This window comes from Enterobacter sp. V89_11, from assembly GCF_029967775.1.
Taxonomy (GTDB): domain Bacteria; phylum Pseudomonadota; class Gammaproteobacteria; order Enterobacterales; family Enterobacteriaceae; genus Enterobacter; species Enterobacter ludwigii.
The window spans coordinates 68,040-79,972 of sequence record NZ_JASCAN010000005.1 but is presented as its reverse complement, the minus strand read 5'-3'; the positions used below and the strand labels follow the sequence as shown (position 1 = coordinate 79,972).

General features: G+C 53.7%; 12 protein-coding genes. 7 read left to right on the top strand and 5 right to left on the bottom strand.

Going from position 1 to position 11,933, the window contains the following annotated elements:
- The first annotated feature begins 26 nt into the window (after positions 1-26).
- The gene (gene yacL, locus QLG09_RS05220; RefSeq protein WP_014168659.1) at positions 27-389 is read left to right on the top strand and encodes a protein YacL; all 363 of its coding nucleotides are present in this window, start codon (positions 27-29) and stop codon (positions 387-389) included.
- A 31-nt stretch (positions 390-420) separates the two neighbouring features.
- Here yacL and speD read toward each other — a convergent pair whose 3' ends face one another.
- The 3 genes from speD to QLG09_RS05205 form a co-directional block, all read right to left on the bottom strand.
- Positions 421-1,215, bottom strand: a complete 795-nt coding sequence (gene speD, locus QLG09_RS05215; protein WP_014168660.1) for an adenosylmethionine decarboxylase — start codon at positions 1,213-1,215, stop codon at positions 421-423.
- Positions 1,216-2,085, bottom strand: a complete 870-nt coding sequence (speE, locus tag QLG09_RS05210; RefSeq protein ID WP_014168661.1) for a polyamine aminopropyltransferase — start codon at positions 2,083-2,085, stop codon at positions 1,216-1,218.
- A gap of 116 nt (positions 2,086-2,201) precedes the next feature.
- Entirely contained in the window at positions 2,202-2,549 is a 348-nt protein-coding gene (locus tag QLG09_RS05205; protein ID WP_282488774.1) for a YacC family pilotin-like protein, read from the bottom strand.
- A gap of 145 nt (positions 2,550-2,694) precedes the next feature.
- On the opposite strand from QLG09_RS05205, the gene cueO reads away from it, so the two are divergent.
- Positions 2,695-4,254, top strand: a complete 1,560-nt coding sequence (cueO, locus tag QLG09_RS05200) for a multicopper oxidase CueO (protein WP_148576526.1) — start codon at positions 2,695-2,697, stop codon at positions 4,252-4,254.
- Positions 4,255-4,350: 96 nt separating this feature from the next.
- On the opposite strand, the gene QLG09_RS05195 is transcribed toward cueO, so the two are convergent.
- Positions 4,351-6,741, bottom strand: a complete 2,391-nt coding sequence (locus tag QLG09_RS05195; protein WP_020882595.1) for a glucose/quinate/shikimate family membrane-bound PQQ-dependent dehydrogenase — start codon at positions 6,739-6,741, stop codon at positions 4,351-4,353.
- A gap of 207 nt (positions 6,742-6,948) precedes the next feature.
- On the opposite strand from QLG09_RS05195, the gene hpt reads away from it, so the two are divergent.
- The gene (gene hpt / locus QLG09_RS05190; RefSeq protein WP_025205381.1) at positions 6,949-7,485 is read left to right on the top strand and encodes a hypoxanthine phosphoribosyltransferase; all 537 of its coding nucleotides are present in this window, start codon (positions 6,949-6,951) and stop codon (positions 7,483-7,485) included.
- Between the two features lie 101 nt (positions 7,486-7,586).
- Here the strand turns inward: hpt and can are convergent, their stop codons facing one another.
- Complete coding sequence (gene can, locus QLG09_RS05185; protein ID WP_020882596.1) at positions 7,587-8,249, bottom strand: carbonate dehydratase; 663 nt, start codon at positions 8,247-8,249, stop codon at positions 7,587-7,589.
- A gap of 107 nt (positions 8,250-8,356) precedes the next feature.
- Between can and QLG09_RS05180 the strand changes: the two genes are divergently transcribed.
- From QLG09_RS05180 to QLG09_RS05165, 4 genes are all read left to right on the top strand, one after another.
- Positions 8,357-9,283, top strand: coding sequence for an ABC transporter ATP-binding protein (locus QLG09_RS05180; protein WP_014168668.1), 927 nt, complete (start codon positions 8,357-8,359; stop codon positions 9,281-9,283).
- Positions 9,280-10,050: an ABC transporter permease gene (locus QLG09_RS05175; RefSeq protein ID WP_014168669.1), complete on the top strand. Its 771-nt coding sequence runs from the start codon at positions 9,280-9,282 to the stop codon at positions 10,048-10,050. The genes QLG09_RS05180 and QLG09_RS05175 overlap by 4 nt, the downstream gene beginning before the upstream one ends.
- A gap of 105 nt (positions 10,051-10,155) precedes the next feature.
- Positions 10,156-10,596, top strand: coding sequence for a PTS sugar transporter subunit IIA (locus QLG09_RS05170; RefSeq protein WP_020882597.1), 441 nt, complete (start codon positions 10,156-10,158; stop codon positions 10,594-10,596).
- A gap of 63 nt (positions 10,597-10,659) precedes the next feature.
- Positions 10,660-11,907 carry a polysaccharide deacetylase family protein gene (locus QLG09_RS05165; RefSeq protein ID WP_014168671.1) on the top strand — a complete coding sequence of 416 codons (1,248 nt, stop codon included), beginning with the start codon at positions 10,660-10,662 and terminating at the stop codon, positions 11,905-11,907.
- Positions 11,908-11,933: the final 26 nt, after the last annotated feature.

Sequence of the window (11,933 nt, the reverse complement as noted above, 5' to 3'; positions counted from 1 at the left end):
GTAATGGCTTTGCAGAGGAAAATACTATGGATTACGAATTTCTGCGCGACATCACCGGAGTGGTGAAAGTGCGTATGTCGATGGGCCACGAAGCTGTTGGACACTGGTTCAACGAAGAGGTGAAAGAGAATCTCGCCCTTCTGGACGAAGTTGAACAGGCGGCAAATACGGTGAAAGGCAGTGAACGCTCCTGGCAACGTGCCGGGCACGAATACACGCTGTGGATGGATGGCGAAGAGGTGATGGTGCGTGCCAACCAGCTTGAATTCTCCGGTGATGAGATGGAAGAGGGGATGAGCTACTACGATGAAGAGAGTCTGTCGCTGTGCGGCGTAGAAGACTTTTTGCAAGTCGTGACGGCGTACCGGGCGTTCATGAAACAGAAATAGCACACCGGAGCGTCCTTGCTCCCAGCGCGGCTTACACGGTCGGAATATTGCGGCCGTAGTAGATTTCGCGCATCTCTTTCCAGAGCAGGTCAGTAATGGCCTTGCGCTCTTCTTCGCTTAAATCTTCTGGTCGGGTATGGAACATGTAGTGCTTAAGGTCGAACTCCTTAAGTAACATCTTGGTATGGAAGATATTTTCCTGATACACGTTCACATCCATCATGTCATACAGCGACTTCATGTCGTCGGACATAAAGTTCTGAATGGAATTGATCTCGTGATCGATAAAGTGCTTCATGCCGTTAATGTCACGGGTAAAGCCTCGCACGCGATAATCAATCGTCACGATATCGGATTCCAGCTGGTGGATTAAATAGTTCAGCGCGTTCAGCGGGGAGATCACACCGCAGGTCGACACTTCGATATCGGCACGGAAGGTACACAGCCCGCCTTCAGGATGGCTTTCCGGGTAGGTGTGCACGCAGATGTGGCTTTTATCGAGATGGGCGACGACCACTTCCGGCAGCGGGCCCGGATGTTCTGTTTTATCGATAAGTTGAGGGTCGACCGGCTCTTCGCTGACCAGAATCGTGACGCTGGCACCCTGAGGTTCATAATCCTGACGGGCGATATTCAGGATATTCGCGCCGATAATCGAACAGGTTTCTGACAGGATCTCGGTCAGGCGGTTGGCATTGTAGAGTTCATCGATATAGGCGATGTAACCATCGCGTTCTTCCGCTGTTTTGGCATAGCAGATATCGTAAATACAGAAACTCAGGCTTTTGGTCAGGTTGTTAAAGCCATGCAGTTTAAGCTTTTTCAATTAGCTCACCCCCTTAGTGGATAATGCGTCTTGCAGGTACTGCGGTAAGGCAAACGCTGCGGTATGAACTGCCGGATTGTAGTAACGGCACGTAAGACCGGCCTGGTGGAAGCGGGCCTGAATAATTTCGGTGGAAAGATGGCGCAGTACGTCGTTATCCGTTGCCCAGGCAAAGGTCATGATCCCGCCGTAGTACGTCGGAATAGCGGCCTGATAGAAGCTGACATCGCCAAAATAGGTGCTCAGTTTGCGGTGGCTGTCGAGGGCTTCATCCTGCTGCAGGAAGCAGACGCCGTTTTGTGCCACAAAAATCCCGCCCGGCTTCAGGCAGCGCTTGCAGCCTTCGTAGAAATCGGAGGTAAACAGCGACGCGCCGGGACCGATCGGGTCGGTACAGTCGGAGATAATAACGTCGAAGGTCTGGGTCGTCTGATTAACGAAGTTAACCCCATCATCAATGACCAGACTGAAGCGCGGATCGTCATAGCTACCGGCGTTATGGTTCGGCAGGTACTGACGACAGAAAGAGACCACGCCGGCATCAATTTCCACCATCGTAATGGTTTCGATGGATTGATGGCGGGAGACTTCACGCAGCATTGCGCCATCACCACCACCGATAATCAGAACATGCTTCGCATGCCCGTGTGCCAGCAGCGGAACGTGGGTCATCATCTCATGATAGATAAACTCGTCGCGCTCGGTCGTTTGCACGACACCATCCAGCGCCATCACGCGGCCAAAGGCGGCATTCTCGAAGATGATCAGATCCTGATGATCGGTTTTCTCATGATAGAGCACGTTATCAACGGCAAAGTACTGACCAAACTGGTCATGCAGTGTTTCATGCCACAACGTGTGGTCGGCCATACGCGGACTCCTCCTTTGTTAACATCCGTTACGCTCACAAAAAATGAGCGAAACATGATAGCTAACTATAACCGTGGTTGCACGGCTATAGGCTCAACAAGGGGGCGTCGGGAAGGTTATTTCACGTAGGCGAGCAGGCTGAGTGAATCGCGAGCCAGCGCTTTGCATTTTTTGGCGTTAGGGATACCAATACCGCTTAAATCGCGGTAGCTGTCTTCGCCGAGCGCCTTCATGTCGAAGCTATCGTAGTTGCTGAGATCCCATTGGTTTTGCTGGGCAAAAAAGACCAGTGCGCGACGAATCTGCCCGTTGGGCAAATTCTGGTAACCACAATCGTTTTTCAGAAAGACAAAAACTGCCGTCAGATCGGCCATATCTTCCGCTTCATTTTCACTCAGCGCGTAACTGTTCGCACACATCGCCATCAGGCTACCGAACAAAATTGTTCTGAAAAACGTCTTCATTGCTTCTACCACTGCATCACGGAAAATTAACGTTAGCATACTTGATGCCAGGCCGACGATCTTTATTATTGCCGCTTCACTTGACCTTCCGGTAAGGGGAGGGTTTATGCTCAAAAGATCGCCTGCTGGAAATAAGGAAATGAACATGCAACGCCGTGATTTTTTAAAATATTCCGTTGCGCTTGGCGTAGCCAGCGCTTTACCGCTGTGGAGCCGCGCGGCTTTTGCGGCCGACAGACCCGCCTTACCGATCCCTGATTTACTCACCGCGGATGCCCGAAGCCGCATCCAGCTTGTTGTCCAGTCCGGTAAAACGACCTTTGGCGCACACAGTGCGACAACGTGGGGTTATAACGGCAATCTTCTCGGCCCGGCACTTCAGTTACGTAAAGGGAAAGCGGTAACGGTGGATATCCATAACACGCTGGCAGAGGAGACCACGTTGCACTGGCACGGACTGGAAGTGCCGGGCGAGGTGGACGGGGGGCCGCAGGGCATCATAAAACCGGGCGGTAAGCGAAGCGTGACCTTTACCCCGGACCAGCGCGCCGCGACCTGCTGGTTCCACCCCCATCAGCATGGCAAAACGGGCCATCAGGTGGCGATGGGGCTGGCGGGGCTGGTGCTGATTGAAGATGACGAAAGCCGTTTGCTGCGCCTGCCCAAACAGTGGGGCATCGACGATGTGCCGGTCATTGTGCAGGACAAAAAATTCACCGCTGACGGACAAATTGATTACCAACTGGACGTCATGAGCGCGGCGGTAGGCTGGTTTGGCGACACCCTGCTGACCAACGGTGCCATTTACCCGCAGCATGCGGCACCGAAAGGCTGGCTGCGCTTACGCCTGCTCAACGGCTGTAACGCCCGCTCACTGAATTTCGCCACCAGCGATAAACGCCCTCTGTACGTGGTCGCAAGCGACGGGGGGCTGCTGCCTGAACCGGTGAAGGTGGATATGCTACCGATGCTGATGGGGGAGCGTTTTGAGGTGCTGGTGGATATCAGCGACGGCAAACCGTTTGACCTGGTCACGCTACCGGTCAGTCAGATGGGAATGGCGGTTGCACCCTTTGATAAGCCGCACCCGGTGCTGCAGATCCAGCCGCTGCAGGTCACGGCCTCGGGCATGCTGCCGGATACCCTGACCACGCTCCCGGCGCTACCTTCTCTCGAGGGCCTGACCCAACGCAAGCTGCAACTGTCCATGAACCCGATGCTCGATATGATGGGCATGCAGGCACTGATGGCGAAATATGGCAATCAGGCGATGGCGGGTATGCACCACGGAGAGATGATGGGCCATATGAATATGGACCACGGTAAAATGGGCGGCATGGGGCACGGTGGCCATGATTTCGATTTCCACAATGCCAACATGATCAACGGTAAAGCGTTCGACATGAACACGCCAATGTTTGCTGCCACAAAAGGGCAGTTTGAACGCTGGGTGATTTCAGGCGAAGGCGACATGATGCTGCATCCGTTCCATATTCACGGCACCCAGTTCCGCATCCTTTCTGAAAACGGTAACGCGCCACAGGCGCACCGCGCGGGATGGAAAGACACCGTCAGGGTTGAAGGTGGCGTCAGTGAGGTGCTGGTGAAATTTGACCACGAGGCACCGAAGGCGTTTGCCTATATGGCGCACTGCCATCTGCTGGAGCATGAAGATACGGGCATGATGCTGGGGTTCACGGTTTAATATCGTGTGCCCTGATGCCCAGACCCCGGTCCACAGGAGATAAGCAATAAAAACGGCAACCGAAGTTGCCGTTTTTTTTACCGTTGGCGGTGTTAATTATTTAGCGTCGTCGGGTAAAGCATAAGCCACAATGTAGTCGCCCATCTTCGTACCAAACGAACCATGACCACCCGCAGAGATGACAACGTACTGCTTGCCATTCACTTCATAGGTCATCGGTGTTGCCTGTCCACCTGCTGGCAGACGGCCTTGCCACAGTTTTTCACCGTTGGTCATGTTGTACGCGCGCAGGTAGTTATCGGCGGTTGCCGCGATGAACAGCACGTTACCGGCGGTAGAAATTGGACCACCCAGCATTGGCATACCCATATTGAACGGGACAGGAACCGGCATCGGGAACGGCATGCTGTCCTGAGGCGTACCAATACGTTTTTTCCAGACGATCTGGTTAGTTTTCAGATCCAGGCCGGAGATATAACCCCAGGCAGGCTGTTTACACGGCAGACCAAACGGCGACAGGAACGGGTTCAGCGTGACACCGTATGGCACGCCATACTGCGGCTGAATACCCGCTTCAGTACCGCTGCCTTTAGCATCTTTAGGCTGCTCCATTGGGTTGCCTGGACCGCGTGGAATGAGCTTAGAAACAAACGGCAGGGCCATCGGGTTGGCAATCGCCACCTGACGGTTAGGGTCAACGGAGATCCCACCCCATTCGAACATGCCCAGGTTACCCGGGAAGACCAGCGTGCCCTGCTCAGAAGGTGGCGTGAAGATACCTTCATAGCGCAGCTGATGGAACATCACGCGGCACACCAGCTGGTCAAACATTGTGGCACCCCACATGTCTGCACCGCTGAGATCTTTCTTCGGACGGAAGCTCAGGTCAGAGAACGGCTGTGTTTTGGTGACATAGTCGCCTTTAGCAGCGCCCTGCGGAACGGGTTTTTCTGGTGCCGGGACAACCAGCTTACCGTTGCTGCGATCCAGCACAAAGATGTTGCCCGTTTTCGCGGGTGCATAAATCACCGGAACGGTTTTGCCGTTAACGGTAATGTCAGCCAGCGTCGGCTGGGACGGCATGTCCATATCCCACAGGTCGTGGTGAACAGTCTGGTAGCTCCAGGCCAGTTTACCGGTGGTCGCGTTCAGCGCCACGATAGAGCTGGCATAACGCTCTTGCTCAGGCGTACGGTTACCCCCCCAGATATCTGGCGTGGTGACGCCCATCGGCAGGTAGACCAGGTCCAGCTTCGCGTCATACGCCGCCGGTGCCCAGGAGTTAGGTGAGTTAAAGGTAAAGGTGTGTTCGTCCGATGGGATCGCGTTTGGATCTTTCGCGCCCGGGTCGAAGGCCCACAGCAGTTTACCGGTGTTCACGTCAAAACCACGGATAACGCCAGAGGTTTCGCGGGTGGAGAAGTTATCGGTTACCGAGCCGGCAATCACGATAGTTTTATCGGTGATGATCGGCGGTGAGGTTGGCTCATACAGACCCGGCGTGGTGTCCGGCATGTTGGTCTGCAGATTCAGGATACCTTTGTTGGCAAAGGTCTCACACAGCTTACCGGTTTCGGCATTGATCGCGAACAGGCGGCCATCGTTTACCGGCAGCATGATGCGGCGAGGACAGTCGGCAATGACTTCAGGGCTCGCATTATCAGCACGCGCTTCGTGGTAAGAGACGCCACGGCAGGTGATGTGCTGGAACGACGGGTTGGAGTTCAGCTGTGGATCGAAGTGCCATTTCTCTTTACCGGTGGCCGCATCAAGCGCGAACAGACGCTGGTGCGCGGTGCACAGATAAAGCATGTTACCGACTTTAATCGGCGTCACTTCGTTGGTCAGTTCACCTGGATCGTTTGGCATCTTCAGGTCGCCGGTACGGAATACCCAGGCTTCCTTCAGGTTCTTAACGTTGTCCGCGTTGATCTGCTTGAGCGGGGAGTAGCGCTGACCTTCCTGATTACGGCCATAAGCTGGCCAGTCGCCATCCGCGACCTGCGAGATAGCCGCAGCTGGGGTGGATTCGGCATTCAGCGTACCGTTAATCTCCTGCGGGTCGTTAAAACCGGCCCAGGTGAGAATGCCGCCGCTGATCAGCAGGGCAACCACCAGCGCCGCAACGGCACCGCTTGAAGGAACAATCAGGCGACGCCACACGAACGGCAGGATCAGCCAGATACCAAAGAAGACCAGGATGTCACTGCGCGGCGTCAGTGCCCAGAAGTCGAAACCGACTTCCCAGACGCCCCAGATCATGGTTGCGAGGAGTAAAGCAGCATAAAGCCATAGCGCGGATTGTTTTCTACGCCACAACAGGACGGTTACGCCAAGCATAACCAGACCCGCAATAGGGTAGTACCAGGAGCCGCCAATTGCGGCCAGCCAGACGCCACCGATTAACAGATACAGGCCGCAGAAGGCGGCGAATAGCGCTGTTAATGTCACCAGTAGACGTGGCTGTTGAGTTTTTATTTCAGCCATAGAAAGTGTACTCGTCAGTTTTGTTAATTATTTGCTAGCAACTAATTATAGGTATTAACAAGTGTGATCGGAATCACAATATTTGCTTTTTATAACTCATGCGCCAGGTGTATCCATTTACTGATATAATGGCTGGCTTGCGTATCGATGCCGGAGTAACATTCATCCGCATTGAGAGATTTTCATTAAAATCATATGGTTAGTAATATGAAACATACTGTTGAAGTGATGATCCCGGAAGCCGAGATCAAAGCGCGTATCGCCGAACTGGGTCGTCAAATCACCGAACATTACAAGGACAGCGGCAGCGAAATGGTGCTGGTCGGTCTTTTACGTGGCTCTTTCATGTTCATGGCAGACCTGTGCCGTGAAGTGCAGGTGTCCCATGAGGTCGATTTTATGACCGCCTCCAGCTACGGCAGCGGCATGTCCACAACCCGTGATGTGAAAATCCTGAAAGATCTGGATGAAGATATTCGTGGCAAAGATGTGTTGATCGTTGAGGACATCATCGACTCCGGCAACACGCTCTCTAAAGTGCGCGAGATCCTGAGCCTGCGTGAGCCAAAATCCCTGGCGATCTGCACCCTGCTGGATAAACCCAGCCGCCGTGAAGTGCAGGTGCCGGTAGAGTTTGTCGGCTTCTCTATCCCTGACGAGTTCGTCGTGGGCTATGGCATTGACTACGCGCAGCGTTACCGCCATCTGCCGTATGTGGGTAAAGTGATCCTGCTCGACGAGTAAGGTTTGTGACGTGCGGCCTGTTGCCCTCTGACGAGGGAACACACAGTAAAAACGGCAACCCGGGTTGCCGTTTTGTTTTTATCTGAACTGCTTACAGGCAGCTATTTATGGTTGACGTGCTTAAGCTTCAGGTTAGCTATCCCGGAACGATAGCGCTGCTCCAGCGTTTCACGGTTGGTGGCGGTCACTTCCAGGTTACGAAGCAGACCATCGTGAATACCGTAGGCCCAGCCGTGGATCGAGACTTTTTGCCCGCGTTTCCACGCCGATTGCATGATGGTGGAATGGCCAAGGTTATAAACCTGCTCCATCACGTTCAGCTCGCAAAGGGTATCGAGACGACGCTCCTGCGGCATTTCACCCAACAGTGAGCTATGTTTGAACCAGATATCGCGGATATGCAGCAGCCAGTTATCGATTAACCCGAGTTCGGTATTTTCAATCGCGGCCTGCACACCGCCGCAGCCATAGTGGCCACAAATAATGATGTGCTCGACCTCCAGAACGTCAACGGCGTACTGAACAACCGAAAGGCAGTTGAGGTCGGTATGGATCACCAGGTTGGCAACATTACGGTGCACAAACAGTTCGCCAGGCTCGAGACCTGTCAGGCGCTCTGCCGGAACGCGGCTGTCGGAACATCCAATCCAGAGAAAGCGTGGGTTTTGCGCCTGCGCGAGCTTTCCAAAAAATCCGGGGTCTTCCTCCACCAGCATTTTTGACCATAGTGCATTGTTGCTGATGAGTGTATCTATGTCGTTCATGGAGGTTAGCGACCTGTAACCGAGTGATTGCGTTGCGCTAATATAGGGTAACTCGACTTTTAATGAAACCACACAACGTGTGTCAGAACCTAAGGTAAGTTTAATTCATGGCGATTGCACTGGAGCTTGAGCAGCTCAAAAAAACCTATCCAGGCGGCGTTCAGGCGCTGCGTGGGATAGATCTCAAAGTGGAAGCGGGGGATTTCTACGCGCTTCTGGGGCCGAATGGGGCAGGGAAATCCACCACCATTGGCATTATCAGTTCGCTGGTCAACAAAACGTCCGGCCGGGTGAGCGTGTTTGGTTACGACCTGCAAAAAGATGTGGTGAATGCCAAGCGCCAGCTCGGACTGGTACCGCAGGAGTTCAACTTCAACCCGTTTGAGACAGTGCAGCAAATCGTGGTTAATCAGGCGGGTTACTACGGTGTTGAGCGCAAAGAAGCGGTGGAGCGCAGCGAAAAGTACCTCAAACAGCTCGATCTGTGGGAAAAACGCAATGAACGTGCGCGCATGTTGTCTGGTGGGATGAAGCGCCGTCTGATGATTGCCCGTGCGCTGATGCATGAGCCAAAGCTGCTGATCCTTGATGAGCCCACCGCGGGCGTGGATATCGAACTGCGTCGTTCAATGTGGGGCTTCCTGAAGGACCTCAACGACAAAGGCACGACCATTATTTTGACCACGCACTACCTCGAAGAGGCGGAGATGCTGTGTCGCAATATCGGCATCATTCAGAACGGTGAGCTGGTGGAAAACACCTCGATGAAGAGCCTGCTCGCCAAGCTGAAATCCGAAACCTTCATTCTCGACCTGGCGGCGAAAAGCCCGCTGCCGACGCTGGAAGGTTATAACTATCGTCTGGTGGATACCTCAACGCTGGAAGTGGAAGTGCTGCGCGAGCAGGGCATCAACAGCGTGTTCTCACAGCTGAGCGCGCAGGGTGTTCAGGTATTAAGTATGCGTAACAAAGCGAACCGACTGGAAGAGCTGTTTGTCTCTCTGGTGCAGGATAAACAAGGAGACAAGGCATGACGCATCTTTACTGGGTCGCGCTGAAAAGCATCTGGGCGAAAGAGATTAACCGCTTTATGCGTATCTGGGTGCAAACTCTGGTACCGCCGGTGATCACCATGACGCTCTACTTCATCATCTTCGGTAACCTCATCGGTTCCCGCATTGGTGAAATGCACGGCTTTACCTATATGCAGTTTATTGTGCCGGGCCTGATCATGATGGCGGTGATCACCAACGCCTATGCTAACGTGGCATCATCATTCTTTAGCGCCAAGTTCCAGCGTAACATTGAAGAGCTGCTGGTCGCGCCGGTACCAACGCATGTGATCATTGCGGGTTATGTGGGCGGCGGCGTGGCGCGCGGTCTCTGCGTGGGGATTCTGGTGACGGCGATCTCCCTGTTCTTTGTGCCGTTCCAGGTGCATTCATGGCTGTTCGTGGCGCTCACGTTACTGTTGACGGCCATCTTGTTCTCGCTGGCCGGTCTGCTGAACGCGGTGTTTGCTAAAACGTTCGATGATATCAGCCTGATCCCGACCTTTGTGCTGACGCCACTGACCTATCTTGGCGGGGTGTTCTACTCCCTGACGCTGCTGCCGCCGTTCTGGCAGGCGCTGTCACACCTGAACCCGATTGTTTATATGATCAGCGGCTTCCGCTTTGGTTTCCTCGGCATTACGGATGTGCCACTGATTACCACGGTTGCGGTGCTGGTGGTGTTTATTATCGCTTTCTACCTGCTGTGCTGGTCTCTGATTCAGCGTGGACGCGGTCTGCGCAGCTAATCTTCCGCCCGGCGACATTCTGTTTGCCGGGCGCTTTTCTTTGATTGTTATCACCGTACGCTAACCTTCACTCCGCTAAACTACTTGCCTGCTAAGGAGAGAGTGATGCTGGGATGGGTGATCGCCTGCCATGATGAACAGGCGCAGGATATGCTGGATAAACTGGAGGCCAGATTTGGTCCGCTGGCGCAATGCCGTGCGGTTAACTACTGGCGTGGATTGAGCACCAACATGCTCAGCCGAATGATGTGCGATGCCCTGCATGAAACCGACACCGGTGACGGCGTCATCTTCCTGACCGATAAATCCGGCGCGGCACCTTATCGCTCTGCGGCATTGTTGAGCCACAAGCACGACAACTGTGAAGTGATATCAGGCATTAACTCTTTGCTGCTGGAATCCATGTATCCCTTCCGGGAAACCTTAAGCAGCGCTGAATTCCGTCATGCAATCGTCGACAAAAAAGTGGCCGGCGTCAGCAGCCTGTGGCATCAGCAGCAAAAAAATCCTCCCTTTGTCTTGCTCCATGATTTGTATAAGAATTAAACATTGGTATTGATGCTGCTTTTGTTACAATGGTGGCTGATTTTCCGTGTCGATTAATATTCCATGTTCATGCGCGTTGTGTTCCTTCTGTTGCTGCTGGTTTCCGGCGGCGCATCTGCCAGCCTGATCGCTCAGCAAGGGCTTCCCGCCCGATATATGCAAACCACCGAAGATGCGGCTATCTGGGCGCAAGTAGGTAACAATGTGGTCAATGTCGGCAATATCCGTGCCGGGCAAATCCTGGCCGTTGTCCCCACATCCGCTGATTACTACGAGTTTCGTTTTGGCTTCGGCACGGGCTTTATTGATAAAGAGCACCTGGAAGACGTGCAGGGCAAACAGCGCGTGGAAGACAGTCTTGGTGATTTGAATAAACCGCTGAGTAACCAGAACCTGATAACCTGGAAAGACACGCCTGTCTTTAACGCCCCCAGCAGCGGAAGCGCCCCTTTCGGCACGATGAGCGCTAACCTTCGCTACCCCATTCTGAATAAACTTAAAGACCGTCTGAACCAGACCTGGTATCAGATCCGTATCGGCAATCGTCTGGCGTGGATCAGCAGCCTGGATGCGCAGGAAGATAACGGCATCCCGGTTCTGACCTATCACCATATCCTTCGTGATGAGGAGAACACCCGTTTCCGGCATACCTCCACGACCACCAGCGTGCGTGCGTTCAGCAACCAGATGACCTGGCTTCGCGATCAGGGCTATACCACGCTGACGATGGCTCAGCTTGAAGGGTATGTGCGTAACAAAATGAACCTGCCGGCGAAGTCTGTGGTGATCACCTTTGATGACGGGCTGAAGTCGGTGAGCCGCTATGCGTATCCCGTCCTCAAAGCGTATGGATTCAAGGCGACGGCGTTTATCATCTCGTCGCGTATAAAACGTCATCCGCAGAAGTGGGCGCCGAAATACCTGCAGTTTATGAGTGTCTCTGAGCTTGAGCAGATCCAGGATGTGTTTGATATCCAGTCTCATACCCACTTCTTGCATCGGGTGGACGGCAATAAACACCCGATCTTACTGAGCCGTAGCCATCACGTGATTTTGTTCGATTTCGCGCGTTCACGCCGGGCGCTGGCGCAATTTAACCCGCACGTGCTCTATCTCTCTTATCCGTTTGGCGCCTATGACGACAAAGCGGTAAAAGCAGCGAATGACGCAGGGTTCCACCTGGCGGTGACAACGGTAAAAGGCAAAGTGAAGCCCGGGGACAATCCGTTCCTGCTTAAGCGACTGTATATTTTAAGGACGGATTCGCTGGAGACGATGTCGCGGCTTATCAGTAATCAGCCGCAGGGGTGAGGTGAGAGAAGGCTGTGAACGGTTCA

Coding starts and splice junctions, on each gene's coding strand:
- yacL (WP_014168659.1), top strand. CDS start 27: ATGGATTACGAATTTCTGCGCGACATCACCGGAGTGGTGAAAGTGCGT.
- speE (WP_014168661.1), bottom strand. CDS start 2,085: ATGGCCGACCACACGTTGTGGCATGAAACACTGCATGACCAGTTTGGT.
- QLG09_RS05205 (WP_282488774.1), bottom strand. CDS start 2,549: ATGAAGACGTTTTTCAGAACAATTTTGTTCGGTAGCCTGATGGCGATG.
- cueO (WP_148576526.1), top strand. CDS start 2,695: ATGCAACGCCGTGATTTTTTAAAATATTCCGTTGCGCTTGGCGTAGCC.
- QLG09_RS05195 (WP_020882595.1), bottom strand. CDS start 6,741: ATGGCTGAAATAAAAACTCAACAGCCACGTCTACTGGTGACATTAACA.
- hpt (WP_025205381.1), top strand. CDS start 6,949: ATGAAACATACTGTTGAAGTGATGATCCCGGAAGCCGAGATCAAAGCG.
- can (WP_020882596.1), bottom strand. CDS start 8,249: ATGAACGACATAGATACACTCATCAGCAACAATGCACTATGGTCAAAA.
- QLG09_RS05180 (WP_014168668.1), top strand. CDS start 8,357: ATGGCGATTGCACTGGAGCTTGAGCAGCTCAAAAAAACCTATCCAGGC.
- QLG09_RS05175 (WP_014168669.1), top strand. CDS start 9,280: ATGACGCATCTTTACTGGGTCGCGCTGAAAAGCATCTGGGCGAAAGAG.
- QLG09_RS05170 (WP_020882597.1), top strand. CDS start 10,156: ATGCTGGGATGGGTGATCGCCTGCCATGATGAACAGGCGCAGGATATG.
- QLG09_RS05165 (WP_014168671.1), top strand. CDS start 10,660: ATGTTCATGCGCGTTGTGTTCCTTCTGTTGCTGCTGGTTTCCGGCGGC.